The 21,086-nt window shown below is 71.2% G+C and carries 19 protein-coding genes; 14 read left to right on the plus strand and 5 right to left on the minus strand.

Annotated features, from left to right (window positions below; translation table 11 throughout):
• Positions 1-83 precede the first annotated feature (83 nt).
• Positions 84-317: a hypothetical protein gene (locus ACTMVF_RS22615; RefSeq protein ID WP_441272911.1), complete on the minus strand. Its 234-nt coding sequence runs from the start codon at positions 315-317 to the stop codon at positions 84-86.
• A gap of 138 nt (positions 318-455) precedes the next feature.
• Between ACTMVF_RS22615 and ACTMVF_RS22620 the strand changes: the two genes are divergently transcribed.
• Positions 456-1,496 (plus strand): MBL fold metallo-hydrolase, encoded by a 1,041-nt coding sequence (locus tag ACTMVF_RS22620; RefSeq protein ID WP_441272912.1) that lies wholly within the window; start codon positions 456-458, stop codon positions 1,494-1,496.
• A 9-nt stretch (positions 1,497-1,505) separates the two neighbouring features.
• Positions 1,506-1,985 (plus strand): nuclear transport factor 2 family protein, encoded by a 480-nt coding sequence (locus tag ACTMVF_RS22625; RefSeq protein WP_441272913.1) that lies wholly within the window; start codon positions 1,506-1,508, stop codon positions 1,983-1,985.
• A gap of 13 nt (positions 1,986-1,998) precedes the next feature.
• Here ACTMVF_RS22625 and ACTMVF_RS22630 read toward each other — a convergent pair whose 3' ends face one another.
• The gene (locus ACTMVF_RS22630) at positions 1,999-2,649 is read right to left on the minus strand and encodes a phosphotransferase (protein WP_441272914.1); all 651 of its coding nucleotides are present in this window, start codon (positions 2,647-2,649) and stop codon (positions 1,999-2,001) included.
• Positions 2,650-3,006: 357 nt separating this feature from the next.
• On the opposite strand from ACTMVF_RS22630, the gene ACTMVF_RS22635 reads away from it, so the two are divergent.
• The 6 genes from ACTMVF_RS22635 to ACTMVF_RS22660 all read left to right on the plus strand — a co-directional run bounded on the left by ACTMVF_RS22635 (position 3,007) and on the right by ACTMVF_RS22660 (position 9,310).
• A complete protein-coding gene (locus tag ACTMVF_RS22635; protein WP_441272915.1) occupies positions 3,007-4,221 on the plus strand; it encodes a prenyltransferase/squalene oxidase repeat-containing protein in 1,215 nt (404 codons plus the stop codon).
• A gap of 2 nt (positions 4,222-4,223) precedes the next feature.
• A complete protein-coding gene (locus ACTMVF_RS22640; protein ID WP_441272916.1) occupies positions 4,224-4,904 on the plus strand; it encodes an SCO2322 family protein in 681 nt (226 codons plus the stop codon).
• Positions 4,904-5,992 carry an energy-coupling factor transporter transmembrane component T gene (locus tag ACTMVF_RS22645; protein ID WP_441272917.1) on the plus strand — a complete coding sequence of 363 codons (1,089 nt, stop codon included), beginning with the start codon at positions 4,904-4,906 and terminating at the stop codon, positions 5,990-5,992. Before ACTMVF_RS22640 ends, ACTMVF_RS22645 begins: the two co-directional genes overlap by 1 nt.
• Positions 5,989-7,695, plus strand: a complete 1,707-nt coding sequence (locus ACTMVF_RS22650) for an ABC transporter ATP-binding protein (protein WP_441272918.1) — start codon at positions 5,989-5,991, stop codon at positions 7,693-7,695. The genes ACTMVF_RS22645 and ACTMVF_RS22650 overlap by 4 nt, the downstream gene beginning before the upstream one ends.
• Positions 7,692-8,558: an ECF transporter S component gene (locus ACTMVF_RS22655; protein ID WP_441272919.1), complete on the plus strand. Its 867-nt coding sequence runs from the start codon at positions 7,692-7,694 to the stop codon at positions 8,556-8,558. Before ACTMVF_RS22650 ends, ACTMVF_RS22655 begins: the two co-directional genes overlap by 4 nt.
• Before the next feature lie 335 nt (positions 8,559-8,893).
• On the plus strand, positions 8,894-9,310 hold the full coding sequence (locus ACTMVF_RS22660; protein ID WP_403327863.1) for a transglycosylase SLT domain-containing protein: 417 nt from the start codon (positions 8,894-8,896) through the stop codon (positions 9,308-9,310).
• 170 nt (positions 9,311-9,480) lie between these two features.
• Here ACTMVF_RS22660 and ACTMVF_RS22665 read toward each other — a convergent pair whose 3' ends face one another.
• Positions 9,481-10,719, minus strand: coding sequence for a cytochrome P450 (locus tag ACTMVF_RS22665; RefSeq protein ID WP_441273093.1), 1,239 nt, complete (start codon positions 10,717-10,719; stop codon positions 9,481-9,483).
• Positions 10,720-10,923: 204 nt separating this feature from the next.
• Between ACTMVF_RS22665 and ACTMVF_RS22670 the strand changes: the two genes are divergently transcribed.
• Both ACTMVF_RS22670 and ACTMVF_RS22675 read left to right on the plus strand, forming a co-directional pair.
• A complete protein-coding gene (locus ACTMVF_RS22670; RefSeq protein WP_441272920.1) occupies positions 10,924-12,093 on the plus strand; it encodes a steroid 3-ketoacyl-CoA thiolase in 1,170 nt (389 codons plus the stop codon).
• Between the two features lie 9 nt (positions 12,094-12,102).
• Positions 12,103-12,459, plus strand: a complete 357-nt coding sequence (locus ACTMVF_RS22675) for a hypothetical protein (RefSeq protein ID WP_441272921.1) — start codon at positions 12,103-12,105, stop codon at positions 12,457-12,459.
• A 10-nt stretch (positions 12,460-12,469) separates the two neighbouring features.
• Here the strand turns inward: ACTMVF_RS22675 and ACTMVF_RS22680 are convergent, their stop codons facing one another.
• Complete coding sequence (locus tag ACTMVF_RS22680) at positions 12,470-12,739, minus strand: DUF397 domain-containing protein (RefSeq protein ID WP_441272922.1); 270 nt, start codon at positions 12,737-12,739, stop codon at positions 12,470-12,472.
• On the minus strand, positions 12,699-13,547 hold the full coding sequence (locus ACTMVF_RS22685; protein ID WP_441272923.1) for a helix-turn-helix domain-containing protein: 849 nt from the start codon (positions 13,545-13,547) through the stop codon (positions 12,699-12,701). Before ACTMVF_RS22685 ends, ACTMVF_RS22680 begins: the two co-directional genes overlap by 41 nt.
• Positions 13,548-13,638: 91 nt before the next feature.
• Here ACTMVF_RS22685 and ACTMVF_RS22690 point away from each other — a divergent pair, with 91 nt between their 5' ends.
• The 4 genes from ACTMVF_RS22690 (at position 13,639) to ACTMVF_RS22705 (ending at position 21,036) form a co-directional block, all read left to right on the plus strand.
• A complete protein-coding gene (locus ACTMVF_RS22690) occupies positions 13,639-14,064 on the plus strand; it encodes an ATP-binding protein (RefSeq protein ID WP_441272924.1) in 426 nt (141 codons plus the stop codon).
• A 227-nt stretch (positions 14,065-14,291) separates the two neighbouring features.
• Positions 14,292-15,161 (plus strand): hypothetical protein, encoded by an 870-nt coding sequence (locus tag ACTMVF_RS22695; RefSeq protein ID WP_441272925.1) that lies wholly within the window; start codon positions 14,292-14,294, stop codon positions 15,159-15,161.
• The gene (locus tag ACTMVF_RS22700; protein ID WP_441272926.1) at positions 15,158-19,363 is read left to right on the plus strand and encodes an AAA family ATPase; all 4,206 of its coding nucleotides are present in this window, start codon (positions 15,158-15,160) and stop codon (positions 19,361-19,363) included. The genes ACTMVF_RS22695 and ACTMVF_RS22700 overlap by 4 nt, the downstream gene beginning before the upstream one ends.
• Positions 19,364-19,395: 32 nt before the next feature.
• Entirely contained in the window at positions 19,396-21,036 is a 1,641-nt protein-coding gene (locus ACTMVF_RS22705; protein ID WP_441272927.1) for a hypothetical protein, read from the plus strand.
• Positions 21,037-21,086: the final 50 nt, after the last annotated feature.

Consider the following 21,086-nt stretch of genomic DNA (forward strand, 5'->3'; position numbering starts at 1 on the left):
TTGGTTTCTGACGCTGTTTCAGAACTGATACCAGTTCCACTACGAGGAGTCCACGGATCGCACATCAATCACGCCTACGCTGATCAAGTCGACGGGGAGGGGCGGCGGGTGACGGCGAACCGTGAGCGCAGGCGCGCATGGGCGGTGTTCGCGACGGCCATGACGACGGCCGCCTGCGGCGCCGCATGGATGACCTCGACCTGGGACGACGTGCAGCACGGCAACGGGGTTTCCGTCAGCAGGGAGACGAAGAGCCCGGAGGAGATCAGGGAGTTCTGGACCCCCGAGCGCACAAGACAGGCGGAGCCCGCCGACATGCCTGTCTGGATCCCCTGCGAGCACTTCCCTCACTCGCTCTCGCCGGACTGCTGGTAGATGACTCGGGCCCTCATCGAAACGCGTTCTAGTTATAGTGGCCGAGTCGGCCGGAACGTGTCGCGGCGATTGGGGAGCCCATGACGGCGCAGGTGTACGACCACGGCGGCGGCGTCCGGTCGATCGAGGTCCCCATCCCCGACAACCCGCTCGGCCACACCCTCGTGTACGTCGTCGACACCGACCGTGGCCCGGTGCTCGTCGACACCGGCTGGGACGACCCGGCGTCCTGGGACACTCTCGCCGAGGGTCTGACGGCGTGCGGCACCATGCCCCGCGAGATCCACGGCGTGGTGATCACCCACCACCACCCCGACCACCACGGCCTGTCCGGCAAGGTGCGCGAGGCCTCCGGCGCCTGGATCGCGATGCACGCGGCGGACGCGGCGATCGTACGGCGCACCCGCGCGACCCGCCCCGAGCGCTGGTTCTCCTACATGGCGGACAAGCTCACGGCGGCCGGCGCCCCCGACGCCCACGTGGCCCCCCTGCGCGCCGCCCGCCGCCCGAGCACCCTGCCCGGCTTCTCCCCCGCCGCCCCCGACCGCGAGATCGTCCCCGGCGACCTCCTCGACCTCCCCGGCCGCCGCCTGCGCGCGATCTGGACCCCGGGCCACACCCCCGGCCACGTCTGCCTGCACCTGGAGGAAGAACACCCCGCCCAACTCCCGGGCCACGGCCGCCTGTTCTCCGGCGACCACCTGCTCCCCGGCATCACCCCGCACATCGGCCTGTACGAGGACCCCGAGGACCCCGACGACAGCACCGTCATCGACCCCCTCGGCGACTACCTCGCCTCCCTCGAACGTGTCGGCCGCCTCACCCCCGCCGAGATCCTCCCCGCCCACCAGCACGCCTTCACCGACGCCCCCGCCCGCGTAAGGGAGTTGCTGGCCCACCACGAGTCCCGCCTCACCGACCTCCTGGCCCTCCTGGCCGAGCCCCTCACCCCTTGGCAGCTCGCCGAGCGCATGGAGTGGAACCGGCCCTGGGACCAAATCCCGTACGGATCACGGAACATCGCGATCGCGGAGGCCGAGGCCCATCTGCGGCGGCTGGTGAAGCTGGGGAGGGCGGAGGCGGTGGCGGGGAGCGAGCCGGTGACGTACGTGGCCGTTTAATGCATGCCCATGGAACACCTTGAGCATCTCGAACGCCTCGGACACCTTGAGCGCCTTCTCGCCGAACGCGCCTGTGAGCGCATCGTCGTCGACTTCGTCCACCGCCTCGACCTCGGCGAACCGGCCTCCGTCGCCGAGCTGTTCACCGAGGACGGCACCTGGGAGTGGCCGGCGGGCGAGCGGCTGGTCGAGGGGCGGGACGCGTTGCGCGTGTACTTCGGCTCCCGTCCCGCCGACCGTCTCTCGCGGCGCCTGATGTCCAACATCCTCGTCACGGTGACGTCCTCCGACACCGCGACGGCGACCTCGTACTTCACGACGTATCGCGTCGACGGCCACGAGGGCGACCTGATCCCGCCGGGCCCGCCGGTCCAGGTCGGCAACTACGAGGACACGTTCCGCCGGTCGCCGGACGGCGCCTGGCTGCTGTCCGCCCGGGTCCTCCATCTGGCCTTCGGCGGACCGACGCCGCGCCCGCCCAGGCCATGAACGCCGCGCCCGCCTAGGCCATGAAGGACCGGATCAACTCCTCCGCCTCACCGAGCACTTCGACCTCCCGCACCGTCATCGTCGGGTTGGCGGCGCGTCGGCGCCGGGCCTCCGTGAGGCCGTCCTCGGTGAGGTCGGAGGGGTCCGCGAGGAGGGTGGCGAGCATCGCGCGGACGGGCGTGGCGAACCGCTCGTCGGCCAGGGCGGCCTGCGCGAGGATCACCGCGGACATGCCCCAGTCCAGGCCCGGGTCGCCCTCCCCCGCGTTGGCCCAGTCGATGACGTAGGGGCCGTCGGGGGTGAGCATCACGTTGTCCGGGTGGAGGTCCAGGTGGACCACGCGTCCGGGGACGGCGTGCAGTTGCCGCAGGAGGCGGGCCAGGATGTCGCCGCCCTCGCTCGCGTCGATGCGGCCCGCGACGAAGGCCTCCAGCATCGTCGGGCCGTACAGGCGCTCCATGACCAGCTCTGAGCGCGAGGAGTCGGCGAGCCGCACGCGGGGCACCGGGTAGCCGTGCGGGCGCAGCCGCTCCATCAGGGCGGCCTCGGCGAGTGAGTCGCTGTAGCCCTCGCGGTCGTGGCGCAGCACCCACGCCTCGTCGATCTCGTACACGTCGCACGCGCGCCCCGAACCGAGCAGCCGCCGTCCCGCCCTCCCGGTCATCCCCTCATCCCCCTCATCCCCATGGGCCCGAACCTACTCCCGCTCACAGCCTCCCCTCAGCCGCTTCCTTACGGGCCGGTAGAGTGACGGCGTCGTCATCACACCCGTACAGGGGGAAGCCGGTGCAAATCCGGCACTGCCCCTCCCCCAGTGCCTTAAGGGCCTGGGAGGTGCCCCCTCGTGAACCGGTCGTCGCATTCGACGGCCGGTGAGCCGGATCGCCCCGTACGGTTCGTGACCGGCTCACGTGCCCCGGCAACCGGCCGGAGCACGGCACCGTCGAGGTATACGGAGCCGAGCCGCCCGGGGGTTCCCCGTGTGCTGCGCGGTTCCCCTTAGGGAAGGCACCCGCCGATCATGTACGTCCGCCGCAGCGCCGTGGCCCTGGCCGCCGTCACCCTGATCGGCGTAGCGACCCCGCTCGCCCAGGCCGCCACCCCGTCGCCGTCCGCCTCGCTCCCGGCCGGGCTGTACGGCACCGCCGACCCGACGTACGACGGTGTCTGGCGTCAGTCGCTCGTACTCATCGCGCAGAACCGCATGGAGCTGGAGCCCGCCGCCAAGGCGATCGACTGGCTGGCGGGGCAGCAGTGCGCCAACGGAGCGTTCGCGGCGTTCCGCGCCGCCCCTTCGAAGGCGTGCGACGCCAAGGTCATGGTGGACACCAACAGCACTGCCATCGCCGTCCAGGGCCTGGCCGCCGTCGGCGAGCACGACACCGAGGCCGAGAAGGCGGTGACCTGGCTGAAGTCCGTGCAGAACAAGGACGGTGGCTGGGGCTACACGCCCGGCGGAGCCAGCGACGCCAACTCGACCTCGGTCGTGATCGGCGCGCTCAACGCCGTCGGCGACGACCCTGCCGAGGTCCGCAAGGGCGGCAAGGGCGGCAAGTCGCCCTACGACGCCCTGGTCAAGCTGTCCCTGCCATGCTCCAAGGGCGGCGCCTTCGCCTACCAGCCGGACAAGAAGGGCACGTTGTCGGCCAACGCCGACGCGACGGCGGCCGCCGTCGTCGGCGCCCTGGGGATGGGCACACTGACGGCGCAGGCCGGTGACGGGAAGGACATCGCCTGCACCGATGCGACGGACCTCACTCCGGAGCAGGCTGCGGCGAACGGAGCCTCCTACCTGGCGGACGCGGTGCGGAAGGACGGCTACCTGAAGTCCGCCCTCCCCGGTGCCGAGGACCAGCCGGACTACGGCAACACCGCGGACGCGGTCGTCGCGCTCGCCGCGCAGGGCGGTGACGAGGCCGCGCGAAAGCCTCTGCGGTGGCTGGAGCAGAACTCCGCCCAGTGGGCCGCCAAGAGCGGCCCCGCCGCCTACGCCCAGCTGATCCTCGCCGCCGACGCGACGGGCACCGACCCGCGTGACTTCGGCGGCACCGACCTGGTGAAGCAGCTCAACGCGATGGGCCCGGCACCGCAGACGGCGAGGGCCGCGTCCGAGAAGCCCGTGGGGAAGCGGGTGGCCGACGACAACGGCGTCAGCCTCTGGTGGATCATCGGCGTCGGCGCCGTCGCGGGCATCGGCGTCGGCTTCCTGATCAGCGGCCGCAACAAGGGCAAGTGACCGTGATCCGCCGCGTTTTCACCCTCCTCCTGGCCGCGCTGGTCCTCCTGACCGGCGCGGCGCAGGCCGCCCACGCCACCGGCTACCGCTACTGGTCCTTCTGGGACCGCGACGGCGACACCTGGACCTACGCCACCCAGGGCCCCTCCCTCGCCCGCCCCTCCGACGGCGACGTCCAGGGCTTCCTTTTCGCGGTGAGCGAGGACTCGAAGGACGCGGCGAAGCCCAGGGGCGCGGCCGAGTTCGCGGTGATCTGCGCGCGGACGCCCGCGCGGGACGGCGAGAAGCGGGTGGCCCTGGTCATCGACTTCGGTACGACGGCGGACGCCCCGTCGGGCGAGACCCCGCCGGCCCGCCGTACGGCATGCGCGCGGGTGGCCCCGGACGCGACCACGGCGGAGGCCCTGGCCGCGGTGGCCAAGCCCCTGCGGTACGACACGAACGCCTTGTTGTGCGCGATCTCGGGGTATCCGGAGACGGGGTGCGGGGAACAGGTGGCCGGGGGCGGGAAACCGGCGGCCACCGAGGAGACGACCGATGAGACGACGACTCCTGACAGGACGACCGCTGAGAAGCGAGAGACATCGGACGAGGGCCCGTCGCTGGGCCTGGTCGCCGGGATCGCCGTAGTGGCCGTACTGGGAGCGGCAGCGGTGTGGCAGGCGCGGCGGCGGCGAGCGTGATGGCAGGGCCACAGCTGCACCCCGGCGCCTGGTGGCTCTGGTCCCTCTCGCTCGGTACCGCGGCCACCCGCACCACCAACCCCCTCCTCCTCGCCCTCCTCATAGCGACCTCCGCCTACGTGGTGGCGACCTGCCGCCCCGACGCCCCCTGGGCCCGCTCCTACACGGCCTTCGTCAAACTCGCCCTCGCCGTCCTCCTCATCCGTCTCTTCTTCGCCGTGGCCCTCGGCTCCCCCGTCCCCGGCACGCACGTGATCGTCGCCCTCCCCGAAGTCCCCCTCCCGCACTGGGCGCAGGGCATCCGCCTGGGGGGCAAGGTCACCGTCGAGACCCTCCTGTTCGCCCTCTACGACGGCCTGCGGCTGGCCACTCTCCTCATCTGCGTGGGCGCGGCGAACTCCCTCGCCCACCCCGCCCGCCTGCTCAAGTCCCTCCCCGGCGCCCTCTACGAGATGGGCGTGGCGGTGGTCGTCGCCCTCACCTACGCCCCCCACCTCATCGCCGACGTCCAGCGCCTGCGCGCCGCCCGCCGTCTGCGCGGCCGCCCCGACACGGGCATCCGCGGCCTCCGCCACGTCGGACTCCCGGTCCTTGAGGGCGCCTTGGAGCGCTCGGTCGCCCTAGCCGCCGCGATGGACGCCCGCGGTTACGGCCGCAGCGCCGATGTCCCGCCCCGCGTCCGCCGTACGACCACCGCGCTCACCCTCGGCGGCCTGCTCGGTGTCTGCGCCGGAACGTACGGGCTGCTGACCGCGGAGGGCGTCACGTACGGCCTGCCGGTCCTCCTCGCCGGCCTCGTCGCCGCGCTCGCGGGGCTGCGCCTCGGCGGTCGCCGTTCCCTGCGCACCCGTTACCGGCCGGACCGCTGGGATGCCCGCGCCTGGCTGGTCGCCGGTTCCGGCGCGACGGTCGCCGCCCTGCTGGCTCTCGCCGCCGCCCGCGACCCGGCGGCCCTGCACCCCGGCGTGGTCCCCCTCGTCGCCCCCGCCCTCCCGCTGTGGCCCGCGGCGGCCGTCCTCCTCGGCCTGCTCCCGGCGTTCGTCTCCCCCGCACCCCGCAGTCCCGCCACTCCCAAGGAGCCGTCGTGATCCGCTTCGAGAACGTGTCGGTGACCTACGACGGCGCCCCCCGACCCACTGTCCAGGGCGTCGACTTCGAGGTCCCGGAAGGCGAACTGGTCCTCCTCGTCGGCCCGTCCGGCGTCGGCAAGTCCACCGTCCTCGGCGCGGTGAGCGGGCTCGTCCCGCACTTCACCGGCGGCACCCTGCGCGGCCGCGTCACGGTGGCCGGCCGCGACACCCGCACCCACAAGCCGCGCGAACTCGCCGACGTCGTGGGCACCGTGGGCCAGGACCCCCTCTCCCACTTCGTGACCGACACCGTCGAGGACGAACTGGCCTACGGCATGGAGTCCCTGGGCCTCGCCCCGGACGTCATGCGCCGCCGCGTCGAGGAGACCCTCGACCTGCTCGGCCTCGCCGACCTCCGCGGCCGCCCCATCGCCACCCTCTCCGGCGGCCAGCAGCAGCGCGTCGCGATCGGCTCGGTACTCACCCCCCACCCCAGCGCCCTGATCCTCGACGAGCCCACCTCGGCCCTGGACCCCGCCGCCGCCGAAGAAGTCCTCGCAGTCCTCCAACGCCTGGTCCACGACCTCGGCACGACGGTCCTGATGGCCGAACACCGCCTGGAACGAGTCATCCAGTACGCCGACCAGGTCGTCCTGCTGCCCGCTCCCGGCGAGGCCCCGATCCTGGGCACCCCGGCGGAGGTGATGGCCGTATCGCCGGTGTACCCGCCGGTCGTAGGCCTCGGCCGTCTGGCGGATTGGTCCCCCCTGCCGCTGACGGTCCGGGACGCGCGCCGCAGGGCGGCAGACCTACGGCAACAGCTTGAGGGACGGGACGAGAGCGCCCCAAAGGGGCGCGGGGCTGTAATCGATTTGCGGCTACCGCCGCGTGGGCGCGATCAGCCACAACGAACCCGCAGCCGCCAACCCTCCACGCCTCCCGAGCCATTGGGCGAAAAGACCACTCACCGCCGATGGTTCAAGCGCAGGCGCACCCCCACACAGCCCTCGTCCTTCGCGGCCGAAGTACAAGCCCTCTCCGTAACCCGCGACCGCATCCAAGCCCTACGCAACATCAACCTCACCGTCACCCCCGGCGAAACCATCGCAGTCATGGGCCGCAACGGCGCCGGAAAATCCACCCTCCTCAACACCCTGGTCGGCCTCATCAAACCCACCGCCGGCTCGGTCACCGCAGGCGGAGCCGGCCTCGTCCCCCAGGAACCCCGCGACCTCCTCTACACCGACACGGTCGCCGCCGAGTGCACGGCCGCCGACGCCGACGCAGGCGCAGCGCCCGGCACCTGCCGAGCCCTGGTCTCCGAGCTCCTCCCGGACATCTCCGACGACACCCACCCGCGGGACCTCTCCGAGGGCCAGCGCCTGACGCTCGCGCTGGCGGTCGTCCTGACCGCCCGCCCCACGCTGCTCCTCCTCGACGAACCGACCCGTGGCCTCGACTACGCGGCGAAGGCCCGCCTGCTCACCCTTCTGCGTGGGCTCGCCGCCGAGGGGCACGCCATCGTGCTGGCCACCCATGACGTGGAGCTGGCTGCCGAGCTGGCCCACCGTGTGATCCTGCTCGCCGAGGGCGAAGTGATCGCCGACGGCCCGACGGCGGAGGTCGTCGTCTCCTCCCCGTCCTTCGCCCCGCAGGTCACCAAGATCCTGGCCCCGCAGCAGTGGCTCACGGTCACGCAGGTGCGGGAGGCCCTGGCATGACCGGCCGCTGCACTCCCCAGGCGACTGCCCCGGCCACTCCCCAGGCCACTCGCCAGGCCCGAGCCGTCCGCCTGGGCCCCCGCTCCATCGCCGCCCTCATCCTGGTCAGCGCGGTCGGCGTGGCCGCTCTCGGCTGGCCCTTCCTCTCCCCGCCCGCCTCGCAGGTGAGCGCGCACGCCCAGGACGCCCCCTGGCTCTTCACCGGCCTGCTGCTTCTGCTGGTCGCCGTCGTCGCCGCGACGATCTCCGAGTCCGGGCTCGGTCCGAAGGCGGTGGCGATGCTGGGTGTGCTGGCGGCGACCGGTGCCGCCCTGCGTCCGCTCGGTGCCGGTACGGCCGGTATCGAGCCGATGTTCTTCCTGATGGTGCTCAGCGGCCGGGTCCTCGGGCCGGGCTTCGGTTTCGTTCTCGGCGCGGTGACGATGTTCGCGTCCGCCCTGCTCACGGGCGGGGTGGGGCCGTGGATGCCGTTCCAGATGCTGTCGATGGGCTGGTTCACGATGGGCGCCGGGCTGCTGCCGGGCCCGGATCGCCTGCGCGGTCGCGGGGAGCTGTTCCTGCTGGCCTGCTACGGCTTCCTCGCCGCCTTCGCCTACGGCACGGTGATGAACATGCAGGGCTGGCCCTACTTCGACCCGGACGTCACGCCGCTCGCCCCCGACCCGCAGGCCGGGCCGCTCGCCAACCTCGCCCGTTTCGTCGCGTACTGCATGGCCACCTCGCTCGGCTGGGACCTCGGCCGGGCGGTCGTCACCGTCGTCCTCACCGTGACGCTCGGTCCGGCGATCCTCAAGGCGCTGCGTCGGGCCACGCGCCGGGCGGCCTTCGAGAGCCCGGTCACATTCGACGCTCCCGCAGGGTGAAGGCCCGCACGCGGACCGTCAGCCACCCGGTGAAGCACCCCACATGACCCACATCACCTACTATCCATCTTAGTCGGACAAATCGGATGCCATGCACGCGCCAATTCGGCCGCTGACCTGCGCATTGAGAGCCACGTCACACAAACGACCTTCACGCCACATACGGCCACAACTAGCAAACAGGCTCATTGCGGACACCCTCCCGGCCTGCTTCTCTGGATGACGTCGCACGGCGCCGACGTGCCCTCAGGGCCGCGGCGCCGACGCATGCCCCCGCCTCGCATCGCGTGGTTCCGGCATGCCCGCGGCCCACTGTCCCCGAAGAAAGGCTCCCCGTGTCCGTCGTTTCCACCTTCCGTCGCATCTCCGCCCCGAAGAAGGCCCTCGCCGGTGCCGCCCTGGCCGCCGCCACCGCCGGCACCCTGTTCGCCGCCGCTCCCGCGCAGGCCGCGACGACCGGGGCCGGCTCGGCGCAGCAGATCGCGAAGAAGATGATCTCGGACTCGGCCCAGTACCAGTGCTTCTCCAAGATCGTCGACCACGAGAGCGACTGGAACGTCAACGCCACGAACGCCTCCAGCGGCGCCTACGGCCTGGTCCAGGCCCTGCCCGGCAACAAGATGGCCTCCGCCGGCTCCGACTGGAAGACCAACCCGGCCACCCAGATCGAGTGGGGCCTGGACTACATGAAGGACCGCTACGGCAGCCCGTGCGGCGCCTGGAACTTCTGGCAGTCGAACGGCTGGTACTGAGCCGACACCGCCAGACAGGACCGAAGGCGGCGGCCCCCGATCCCCGGGGCCGCCGCCTTCGCCATACCCGCGCCGACGTGTACCGGCCGGACCCGAGGACGGCCCGCGTCTCGGGGGAGGCAGGAACGGGGCGTAGGGAAGAGGGGTGCTCCTGCCTCCCTCGGGACGGGTCAGCCGGTGCTGACCCGCAGTTCCTTCACGCCGTTGATCCACGCGGAGCGCAGCCGGCGGGGGTCGCCGACCAGCCGCAGGTCGGGCAGGGCGTCGGCCACGGCGTTGAAGATGAGGTCGATCTCCAGGACCGCCAGGGACTTGCCCAGGCAGAAGTGCGGGCCCCCGCCTCCGAAGCCGAGGTGGGGGTTGGGGTCGCGGGTGATGTCGAAGGTGTCCGGGTTCTCGAAGACCTCCGGGTCGTGGTTGGCGGAGGCGTAGAAGATGCCGACCCGGTCGCCCTTCCTGATCTGCTTGCCGCCCAGCTCCGTGTCCTGCGTCGCCGTGCGCTGGAAGGAGACCACCGGGGTCGCCCAGCGCACGATCTCCTCGGCCGCCGTCCGAGGGCGCTCCCTCTTGTACAGCTCCCACTGCTCGGGGTGGGTGAGGAAGGCGTGCATGCCGTGGGTGATGGCGTTACGGGTGGTCTCGTTGCCGGCCACGGCCAGCATCAGCACGAAGAACCCGAACTCGTCCGACCCCAGATTCCCCTCGTCCTCGGCCGCCACCAGCGTCGTGACGATGTCCTTCGCCGGGCACTCCTTCCGGTCGGCTGCCATGTTCATCGCGTACGCGATGAGTTCGGTGGCCGACTCCTTCCCGACCTCCTCGGTGATGGCGTACTCGGGATCGTCGTACGCGATCATCTTGTTGGACCAGTCGAAGATCTTGGCCCGGTCGTCCTGCGGGATGCCGATGAGCTCGGCGATGGCCTGGAGGGGCAGTTCGCAGGCGACCTCGGTGACGAAGTCGAAGGAGCCGGGGTGGTGTTCCCGGGCGTTCGCGGCGATCGTCCGCGCCCGCGTCCGCAGGCGTTCCTCCAGTGCGCGGATCGCGCGCGGGGTGAAGACGCGCTGGACGATCTGGCGGACCCGGGTGTGCTCGGGCGGGTCCATGTTCAGCAGGATGAGCCGCTGGGCATCGATGGCATCGCGCTCGATGTGCTCGTTGAAGCGGATGATCGCGGTATTGAGGGTGGACGAGTACAACTCCGGGTGCGTCGACACGTACTTGACGTCCGCGTGCCGGGTCACCGCCCAGTAGCCCTCGTCCTGGAACCCGGCCACATTGCCGGCCTGCGGTATCCAGCGGACCGGTTCGGCGCGGCGCAGCTCGGCGAACTCCGGGAGGGGCACGCGGTGGTGCAGCACATCGGGGTCGGTGAAGTCGAACCCGTCGGGAAGTGCTGGACAGGGCATGGACAGCTCCTGACGGTCCATCAGCAAAGAGGGTCGTCGTGACGGTAGTAACGGGTTCTACAACTAGCAAGAGCCATGGACGTCCCAGTTCTCCGCACACCCCTTGCCGTCACTGAACCTCCGTCAGCACACTGCAAGGCAGAACTAGAACGCGTACCAGTTCCGCCGAGTTCCCCGCAGAGCCCTCGGAGAGGATCCGCACCCATGGCTGCCGAACCCGTGATCGTCGAAGCCGTACGCACCCCGATCGGCAAGCGCGGCGGCGCGCTCGCCAACCTCCACCCCGCCTATCTCCTGGGCGAGACCTACCGCGAACTCCTCGGCCGCACCGGTATCCCCGCCGACGCCGTCGAGCAGATCGTCGGCGGCACGGTGACCCACGCCGGCGAACAGTCCATGAACCCCACGCGCACGGCCTGGCTGACCATGGGCCTGCCCTACGAGACGGCGGCGACGACGGTCGACTGCCAGTGCGGGTCCTCGCAGCAGGCGTCCCACATGACGGCCAACATGATCGCGGCGGGCGTCATCGACGTCGGGATCAGCTGTGGCGTCGAGGCGATGTCGCGGGTGCCGCTGGGGTCGGGGTCCAAGCACGGGCCCGGGAAGCCGTTCCCGGACGAGTGGAACGTCGACCTGCCCAACCAGTTCGAGGCGGCGGAGCGCATCGCCCGCCATCGGGGGCTGACGCGGCAGAACGTCGACTCACTGGGGCTGATCTCACAGGAACGGGCCGCCGCCGCCTGGGCCGAGGAGCGGTTCAAGCGGGAGACGTTCGCCGTCCAGGTCCCGACGACCGAGGAGGAGCAGCACGCCGGACAGGGCATGTGGCGGCTCGTCGACAAGGACGAGGGGCTGCGCGACACGTCCATGGAGGCGCTGGCGGGCCTGAAGCCCGTCATGCCGACGGCCGTCCATACGGCGGGCAACTCGTCCCAGATCAGCGACGGTGCGGCGGCGATCATGTGGGCGTCGAAACGGATGGCGCGTGCGCTGAAGCTGCGGCCGAGGGCGCGGATCGTGGCGCAGGCGTTGGTGGGGGCCGACCCGCACTTCCATCTCGACGGGCCGATCGACGCGACGAAGGCGGTGCTGGGGAAGGCCGGGATGTCGCTGAAGGACATCGACCTCGTGGAGATCAACGAGGCCTTCGCGTCGGTGGTGTTGAGCTGGGCGCAGGTCTTCGACCAGGACCTGGAGAAGGTCAACGTCAACGGCGGCGCGATCGCACTCGGGCACCCGGTGGGGGCCACCGGGGCCCGGCTGATCACGACCGCGCTTCATGAACTGGAGCGGGCGGACAAGGAGTTCGCGCTGGTGACGATGTGCGCGGGGGGAGGGCTGGCCACCGGCACGATCATCCAACGGTTGTAACCTCATGCCATGAGGACGCGCACCCTGAGGTTCGGCCTGTACGCGGACGAGCAAAGGCTCGCATGGGTCAGAGGACTCGTGGCCGAGGCCGTGGGCGCGCGCAACGCTCGGATCGTCAGCGAGACGGTCGCCCACGATTTTCCCGCCAGCGGGGCGACGACCGCTGAGGTGTACGACCATCTCGCGGAGCAATGGGGTTGGGAAAACCCCGGTCAGAGCCACGGCGCCCGGGAAGCGGTCGAACTGCGCGTCCAGTTGGCCTGTTCCCTGCGGACGTGGCGGGCGATCCGCAAGACGGTGATCAGGGCGTTGTGCCCGGAAGGGACCGCGCCACACACCTGCCGGGTCCCATGGGCCGCCGCGTGAGCGCTCCGCTTTAGTTGCGCGCCGTCCAGTTGACGAAGGTGGTGAACGCGGCGGGGTCGAGGGTGACGATCGGCCCCGCCGGGTTCTTGGAGTCGCGGATGGCGATGGTGGTGTGGGGGGTTTCGGCGATCTCGATGCAGCTGCCGTTCTCGCCGCTGTGCGTCGACTTGCGCCAGGCCAATGCGCCGAGCGGCGCGCATTCGACGCAGGATCCGCCCTGATCGCCGCTGTAGCTGGACTTACGCCACTGGATCCCCGCCGGAATCGCGTTGCTCGCCATAGCGTTCCTCCATTACGCGCCGGATCAACTCCGCCGAGTCCTTGAGGGAAAGCGCGGCGGCTTGAAGATGATCGTAACGGAGCGAGCAGTCCTTGACGGTGTCTGGGTTGGCAGTCGGATGCCCGCTTCCGTAGCCCTCGGTGTAGACGATGGTCGGGTCGCTCGGGAAGCGAAAGAGGTCGAACGAGCCTTGCAGGCCCGCATGCGCCCCGACCGTGAACGGCAGTACCTGGATGTTGATCCGGGGATCGTTCTCGAACGACAACAACTTTTCGAGTTGCTCCCGCATAACCCCCGGGCCACCGATCTCCTGATGCAGCACGGCTTCACTGATGATTGCCCAGAACACTGGCGGCTCGGCCTTCTCGAAGATGCGCTGACGCGCCAGCCGTACCGACGTACGGTCTTCGAGGTCGCTTTGGTCCACCGCACCGAGCACGGCGCGCGCGTACGCCTTGGTCTGCAACAGACCATGCACCAGGTGCGTATGGAAGGTGGCGATCTCGACCGCCCGCGCCTCCAACTCCGCCACCTGCTGAAACCAGGCCGGAAGTTGACTACGCATCACCAGCTCATGCAGCCGCGACAGCGCGCCGCCCGTCCCCAGCGCGATGTCCACCCGCTCGCTGAAGGGCAGCGTCGGCAGCTTGCGGGCCGTCTCGATCTGGCCGACCAGCGAGCCGGTGCAGTAGACGATGTCCCCGAGCTGCTTCTGCGTCAGCTCGGCGGCCTCTCGATATCGCCGCAGTTCGAAGCCGAAGTAGTCGAGGGGCGAGGCGCCCGGGTCAAGGGTGTTGATGTGGGTCACACGGAACCCCTCTCACGCAACTGGGCCAAATTCGGGACCCGTTGTATCCGTTCCGTAGCCCAAAGTAGTCGCGCGAGGTCACGCTCGTACCGTGAACGGATACATTCCCCCCACCCCCGTGGCCCCCTTCCGTGCCCAGTACCGCCTGCGCCTCGTCGTCGGCGCACACTCGGCCCGGCACATCCGCACCATCGCCCGCACGCTGCTCGACGAGTGGAGGATGGCCGAACTGACCGACGCCGTCGAGCTGGGCGTGACCGAGCTGGTCGCCAATGTCGTACGGCATGTTCCGGACCGGCGCTGTGAGGTGCTGATCCTGCGGCAGGCGGGGGCGGTTCGGGTGGAGGTCGCCGATGGATGCCACCAACTTCCGGTCCCGACCCCCGAGTTCTCGGCGTCGGCTGAGGGCGGGCGCGGGCTGCTGCTCCTCGAATCGGTGGCCGACAAGTGGGGTGTGGATCCCGTGCCGGGAGGGGGCAAGGCGGTGTGGTTCGAGTGCTGGTGCGGAAGTACCTGAGCGTGGCGATGCCGAGAGAAGACCTCTTCGAGCACAGCGTGACGCCATTCCGGGAAACCTTCGCAGCCCTCGCCCGAAGCCACCGCGAGATCGGCACCGCCGACACCCTGGCCCGCTCCACCCTCCAACGCATCAGAACGGCTTGGTCGTTGCCCGCCCTGCCGCCCGCTCCTCCTGTCTAAAGTGAGCAGACTTACGCGGCGCGGGGGAACGGGGCAGACGGGGCGATGGCGCGAATCGTCGGTGTGCACGGGGTGGGCAAGCAGCGGCTGGGCGGCAACACGCTCCTGAAGGACTGGAAACCGGCACTCGCCGACGGCCTCGACCGGGCGGGCCGCGGGACGGGGCTCGGACCGGACGACCTGCGCATCGCCTTCTACGGCGACCTGTTCCGGCCCCCTGGTCACACCCTCGCCGTCGGCGACCCGGTGTTCACGGCGGACGACGTCGACGAGGGCTTCGAGACCGAGCTGCTGTTGGAGTGGTGGACAGCGGCCGCCCGAACCGATCCCGCCGTACCGCCGCCGGGGGCGGACACCCTGGCACGTTCACCGAGGGCGGTCCAGACGGCGTTACGGGTGCTTCAGCACTCCCGGTTCTTCGCCGACCTCTCCCTGCGGGCCCTCGTGTTCGACCTGAAACAGGTGCGGCGTTATCTGACGGACGACGCCTTGCGGGCGGCGGCTCGCGCACGGGTGGCGGAGGCGATCGGGCCGGACACCCGGGTCGTCGTCGCGCACTCGCTGGGCTCGGTCGTGGCGTACGAGGCCCTGTGCGCGCGGCCCGACCACCGGGTGCGGGCGCTGGTGACGCTGGGGTCGCCGCTGGGGATGCGAATGGTGTACGACCGGCTCCGGCCCGAACCGGGCGGCTGGCCGGGCACGTCAGTGTGGACGAACGTCGTGGACGAGGGTGACGTGGTGGCGGCGGTGCGGGACCTGTCGCTGTTCTTCGGCACGGGCTCGGGCACGGGGGCGGCGGGGAAGGGGGTCGAGGGGAAGGTCGTCCACAACGGCTCGCACGCCCACGACGCCACCCTCTACCTCACGGCGAAGGAGACGGGCGAGGCGGTCGCGGAGGGGCTGAGGCCCGCATGAGCGTCAGTGACCCTCGACATGTCCCCCGGCGCTTCCTGATCGCGACCGCGGTCAGCCACTACCCGCACGCACCGGAGTGGGACCGGCCGGGCCTCGTCGAGGCGCGCCGCGAGATCGTGGAGCTGTTCACCGGCAAGCTCGGCTACGAGCACGTCTCCGACCTGGGCACGAACCCGACGCAGCATCAACTTCTGCGGCAGTTGCGGGAGTTCTGCCGTTCCCCGGAGCGGCGGCCCGATGACATCGTCGCCGTGTACCTCACCGGGCACGGTGAACTCCTGCGCGCCGAGGACGAGTACGTCCTCCTCACTTCGGACACCCGCCCCGAGGACCTGCACGACGCGCTGCAGCCGGGACTGCTGGTCCGCAAGATCCTCGCCGGGACGAAGGTGCGGCGGCTGCTGCTGATGCTCGACACCTGCTACTCCGGCCAGGGCGGCAACGAACTGCTCGCGGCGATGGCCAAGTTGAAGAGCGGCTGGCGTGAGCAGGACGCGGGACTGGCGGTGATCACCTCGACCCAGCCGTACGAACTCGCCCGCACCGGAGCCTTCCCCGAGTTGCTGTCGGAGGCGGTGACCAGCCTCGCCACCGCCGGGTACACACCGGAGCTGCTGGCGCTGGACGCGGTGGTCAACGCCACGCGCAACAACCCCAAGCGCCCCGACCACCAGCGGATCGGCCTGGAGATCATCGGCCTGACCGGAGAGATCCCGCCCTTCCTGCCCAACGCCAAGCACAGCAGGCAGCTGTCCCACACCGACCTGGCCCTGCAACGGGCCGCCGAGTGGGACGAGCAGGGCAAGCGGCGGGACGTGGAGTTCCGGACGCGGTTGCTGCGGCGGGCGATGGGGCACCGGGACGAGCACCGGGTGGGGTGGTGGTTCTCGGGCCGGCATCGGGCGCTGGCGGACATCACGGGCTGGCTCGGTGAACTACCGGACGAACGGCCCGCGTTGGTGGTCACCGGCGATCCCGGGTCCGGGAAGACGGCCGTACTGGGGCTGTTGGCGGCGGTGAGCGACCCGGAGTACCGGCGGGAGGTGCCGCTGGCGAGCCTGGGGCTGAGGGCCGGGCAACTGCCGCCGCCGAAGGCGATCGGTACGGCGGTCTACGCCCAGAACCTCACCGACCAGCAGGTCGTGCGGGCGCTCGCCGCGGCGCTCCGGCTGCCGCCGACGGAGGCGGTGGCCGACCTGCTGAACCACCTCGACGCCGGTCCCGAGCCCGAACGGCCCCGCGTGGTGCTGATCGACGGCTTGGACGAGGCGGCGACACCGTCCTCCCTGTGCGGCCAGGTGCTGCGCCCCCTGATGGACCTGGCGCGGCCACACCTGCGTCTGCTCCTCGGCACCCGGCCCCATCTCCTGGCCCCGCTGGACCTGGCACGGCGCGACCACATCGACCTGGACTCGCCCCGCTACGCCGACCCGAGGGCCGTACTGGCCTACACGGTGCGCAATCTGATCGACGCACACCCCGGATCGCCGTATCCGGACTGCCCGGACGACCTGCGGCTGGGGGTGGCACGAGCGGTCGCCCAGGCCGCCGGGCACTCCTTCCTGGTCGCCCGCATCACGGCGGGCACCCTCGCGGCGAGGGCGGAGCTGCCCGACCCCCGGGATCCCGACTGGCGCCGGTCACTGCCGCGCGTGGCCGCCGACGCCATGCACCATGACCTGCATCAGCGCTTCGGCGACGGCGCCGAGCGGATCCTCGATCTGCTGCGTCCGCTGGCGTATGCCGAGGGGCAGGGCCTGCCCTGGGAGGACATCTGGGCGCCGCTCGCCTCGGAGTTGTCGGGGCGGCGCCGCACCAACGAGGATCTGCGTCGGCTGCGGCAGGACGCGGGCGCGTATGTGGTGGAGGCCGTGGAGGACGGGCGGTCGGTGTACCGGCTGTACCACGAGGCGATGGCGGAGTATCTGCGGCAGGGGTGGGACGCCGGGAAGGCGCACCGGGCGTTCACCACGGTGCTGCGGCGGGCCGTGCCGTACCGGCTCGACGGTGCGCGGGACTGGGAGCGGGCCCACCCCTACGCGCTGCGGCACCTCGCGGTCCATGCCGCCCACGCGGGCCTGCTCGACGAACTGGTCACCGAGCCCGAGTACCTCGTCCACGCCGACGCCGACACACTGGTGCTGCTCCTGCTGGGGGTCAGGAGCGACACCGCCCGGCTCCATGCCGCGGTCTACCGGGCGTCCATCCAGGTCCATCGCCACCTCGACGCGGTCGGCCGGCGCCGCATCCTGGCGCTGGACGCGGCCCGCTACAACGAACCGTCCCTGCTGAAGGAGTTCAACAGCGGGGCGTCCGAGGCGACTTGGAAGCCGCTCGCCGCATCCGGTTCGCTTCTCCACGCCAACCTGCTCAACGCCTTCACCGTCCTCTCCTCGCAGGTCGCCGCCGTGGCCTGCACGGTCCTCGACGGCCGCGAGGTCGTCGTCACCGGCTCGGTGGACAAGACACTGCGCATCTCGGACCTGGCCACCGGCCAACCCGTCGGCAGACCCATGACCGGGCACACCAGGAAGGTGGACGCGGTGGCCTGCACGACCCTGGACGGCCGCCCGGTCGCCGTCAGCGGATCGAGTGACACGACCGTCCGCGTCTGGGATCTCGCCGCCTGCGCACCCTTGGGCCCACCCATGTCCGGCCACGCCAAGAGGGTGGACGCAGTGGCCTGTACGACGTTGAACGGCCGCCCGGTCGCCGTCACCGGCTCGGAGGCACTGCGTGTCTGGGATCTGGCCACGGGCGACCCCGTCGGCGAGCCGGTGGATGTCGACGGCCGGATCAGCGCGCTGACGGTTGCCATGGTGCACGGCCGCCCGGTCGCCGTCACGGCCTCCCGCTCGGGGGTGCGGGTGTGGGACCTGGCGGGCTGCGGGGAGCGGCCTGGGCTGTACGGCGCCAAGGGAACCTCCGTCGGGGCGATGGCGTGTACCGAACTGGACGGCCGTCCGGTGGTCGTTGCCTGCGGCAGGAACCTGCTGCATGTCTGGGATCTGGAGACAGGTGAGCGCCTGGCGCAGTTCGAGTCGCACGTCGCTCAGGTGCAGGGCCTGGTGTGTACGCGGTTGGACGGCCGTCCGGTCGCCGTCGCCTGTTCCCACGACCGGGCGCTGGCCGTCTGGGATCTGAAGTCCCGCGTCCTGGTCGCATACTTCAGGGGCGAGAACGGTGCCGGCATGTCGTTGGCGTGCACATCGCTGGCCGGGCAACCGGTCGCGGTGAGTGGCTCGCGCGACGTGGTCCGCGTCTGGGACCTGTCCGTCTCGCGCCCCCTCGGCCGACCCGTGACCGGCCACACTCAGCAGATCACCGCCGTGGACGTCGGCGAGCTGGAGGGGCGGGCGGTGTTCGTCACCCCCTCCCACGACACGACGGTCCGGATCTGGGATGCGAGCACCTGCTTGCCCATCGGGGAGGCCCTGAAAGGTCACCGGCATGACGTGCGAGCCGTGGCGTGCGCCACGTTGCACGGTCGGCCGGTAGCCGTCACCGCCTCCCTGGACCGCTCGGTCCGGGTGTGGGACCTGGAACGACAGGCCACGTCCGGGTTCCTCACCGGCCACACCGAACCCGTGACCCAGGTGACGTGCCATGTCCTGGCCGGCCGCCCGGTCGCCGTAGGCAGCGCGCAGGACGACACGGTGTGGGTGTGGGACCTCGAAACGGGTCAGGCCCGGTACCGGTGCCTGCGCATCGACCGAGGGGCGCGCAGGGCGATGGCCGCCACCGTCGTGGCCGGTCGCCTGATCGCGGTCACCTCGGGTGAGGGGGTGACGCAGTTCTGGGATCTGGCGACTCGCCGCTCGATCGCGGAGATCCAGCACAGTGCCCTCGCCCTCGCGTGCGGCGCCGTCGATGACCGTCCCGTGGTGGTGACGTGCGGCAGGGACGGCACGGTGCAGGTGCGGGACCTCGGCACGGGCCGGCTCCTGGGCCGGCCGATGACCGGCCACGGCAAGGCCGCCCACGCGGTGAGGTGCGGGACGTTGGACGGCCGCCCCGTCGCCGTCACCTGCTCCCTCGACGACACGGTCCGGATCTGGGACCTGGCGAGCTGCGCTCCCGTCGGCGTCCTGCACGTCCCCGGGGTCTCTCAGGCGGTGCTCCTCACCGACACCGGCGACCTGGCCTGCGCCTTCGGCAGCGACGTAGCCGTCTTCACCGCCAATGAACGCGCCCGCCGATGAACTCATCCGCCTGATTCCACGTCTTCGTTTCCGTGGCCCAAGCCGAGCAACTCACCCGCGCCCCAGCCCCGCAGACGGCGCCCCCTGCCCGGAACCTGCTGCTGCGCACGTTCTGGGACCGCCACCGAGTCCCGCTCCTGGCCACGCTCCCCACCGTCCCGCTCTACGCGATCTGGTGGGCGTTCCTCGCCACCGGAGGCGGCGACCTGGCGGCCCAGTACGCCTGGGCCGGCTTCGCGGAGCGGCACGGCGGCTCGGCCTACAACCTCTTCTGGTACGGCGGCACGCACACCGCCAACTACAGCCTGATATCCCCGTACTTGATGGCCGCCCTGGGCGTGCGCGCGGTCACGGTCGTCTCGGGCCTGGCCGCCACCTGGCTGGCAGCGGTCCTCATCACCCGCGCCAAGAGCGTCCGAAGACCCCTCGGCCCCGCCCTGCTGGCCGCCTTCGCCCTGTGGTGCAACGTGGCCTCCGGCCGCACCACGTTCGCCCTCGGCGTCGCCTTCGGACTCGCCGCGTGCCTCCTGCTCACCCGTGAGCGGCGGATCGTCCTCGCCGCCGCGTACGCCGCGCTCGCGACCATGGCCAGCCCGGTGGCGGGGCTCTTCGTGGTCGTCGTCGGCGCCGCCCACCTCGCCACCCGCGACTACGCCCGCGCCCTCGCCCTCCTGGTCCCGCCCGCCGTGACCGTCGGCGTGACGACTCTTCTCTTCCCTTTCAAGGGCGAGCAGTTGATGTTCGCCGACCGCATCTGGCCGCCCTTCTTCCTGGGCCTCGCGGTCACGGTGTTCGCTCCGCGCACGTGGCGCGTCGCCCGCTGGAGCGGGGCCGTCTACGCGGCGGGGACCGTCCTGACGTATCTCGTCGCCTCGCCGATAGGCACGAACGTCGAGCGCTTCGCCGAGTTGTTCGCGCCCGCCGCCCTCCTCGCCGTCCTGGTGGCCCAGCCCCGGCTCGCGAAGCTCCGCCGGAACCTCCTGATCGCCGCCCTCGTCTTCTCCGTCGCCTGGGTCACCAAGAAGACCGGCGACGACCTGTACGTCTCCACGAAGGTGCCCGCCTGGGCCACCGAGACCCACGGAGTGGTCCGCGCCCTCGACCGCCTCGGCGCCGACCGCACCCGCGTCGAGGTCGTCCCGGCCCGCAACCACCGCGAGGCCAGCGGCCTCGCCCCGCACGTCAACATGGCCCGCGGCTGGAACCGCCAACTCGACATGGAGCGCGCCCGCCTGTTCTACGACGGCTCCTTCTCCGCCGCCACCTACCGGACCTGGCTGGACCGCTGGGCCGTCGGCTTCGTCGTACTGCCCCTGGGCAAGCCCGACGGCTACGCCAAGGTCGAGGCGGCGCTCATACGCGGCCACCGGCCCGAGTGGCTGGAACCGGTATGGCAGGACGAGCACTGGCGGGTCTACCGAGTACGGGACGCGGTCCCCCTCGTGACCTCCCCCGCCGACATCGTCTCGACATCCAGCGCCGACCTCGTCGTACGCATGCCCCGGGCCGGGACGACAACCGTCCGCGTGGCCTACTCACCCTGGCTGCACACGAACAACGGCGGCTGCCTCACCCCACAGGGCGAGTTCACCCGCCTGACCGTCTCCTCCCCCGGCGAGTACCGGATCAGCTCGGAGTACGGTCCTTCACCGTCACCGGAAAGCCACTGCTGAGCTTCCCGGCCTCCGGCGTGACCGTCCCGGCGCGCGGGCCCCGCCATACC

It is taken from the genome of Streptomyces sp. SD31, from assembly GCF_052068475.1.
Taxonomy (GTDB): Bacteria; Actinomycetota; Actinomycetes; order Streptomycetales; family Streptomycetaceae; genus Streptomyces.

Bases quoted from the DNA above. Each gene is read 5' to 3' on its own strand.
- ACTMVF_RS22680 (WP_441272922.1), bottom strand. From the start codon at position 12,739: ATGGCGAGCAACGCGATTCCGGCGGGGATCCAGTGGCGTAAGTCCAGC.
- ACTMVF_RS22675 (WP_441272921.1), top strand. From the start codon at position 12,103: ATGAGGACGCGCACCCTGAGGTTCGGCCTGTACGCGGACGAGCAAAGG.
- ACTMVF_RS22695 (WP_441272925.1), top strand. From the start codon at position 14,292: ATGGCGCGAATCGTCGGTGTGCACGGGGTGGGCAAGCAGCGGCTGGGC.
- ACTMVF_RS22635 (WP_441272915.1), top strand. From the start codon at position 3,007: ATGTACGTCCGCCGCAGCGCCGTGGCCCTGGCCGCCGTCACCCTGATC.
- ACTMVF_RS22620 (WP_441272912.1), top strand. From the start codon at position 456: ATGACGGCGCAGGTGTACGACCACGGCGGCGGCGTCCGGTCGATCGAG.
- ACTMVF_RS22670 (WP_441272920.1), top strand. From the start codon at position 10,924: ATGGCTGCCGAACCCGTGATCGTCGAAGCCGTACGCACCCCGATCGGC.
- ACTMVF_RS22700 (WP_441272926.1), top strand. From the start codon at position 15,158: ATGAGCGTCAGTGACCCTCGACATGTCCCCCGGCGCTTCCTGATCGCG.
- ACTMVF_RS22630 (WP_441272914.1), bottom strand. From the start codon at position 2,649: ATGACCGGGAGGGCGGGACGGCGGCTGCTCGGTTCGGGGCGCGCGTGC.
- ACTMVF_RS22615 (WP_441272911.1), bottom strand. From the start codon at position 317: ATGTCGGCGGGCTCCGCCTGTCTTGTGCGCTCGGGGGTCCAGAACTCC.
- ACTMVF_RS22625 (WP_441272913.1), top strand. From the start codon at position 1,506: ATGGAACACCTTGAGCATCTCGAACGCCTCGGACACCTTGAGCGCCTT.
- ACTMVF_RS22655 (WP_441272919.1), top strand. From the start codon at position 7,692: ATGACCGGCCGCTGCACTCCCCAGGCGACTGCCCCGGCCACTCCCCAG.
- ACTMVF_RS22645 (WP_441272917.1), top strand. From the start codon at position 4,904: ATGGCAGGGCCACAGCTGCACCCCGGCGCCTGGTGGCTCTGGTCCCTC.
- ACTMVF_RS22665 (WP_441273093.1), bottom strand. From the start codon at position 10,719: ATGCCCTGTCCAGCACTTCCCGACGGGTTCGACTTCACCGACCCCGAT.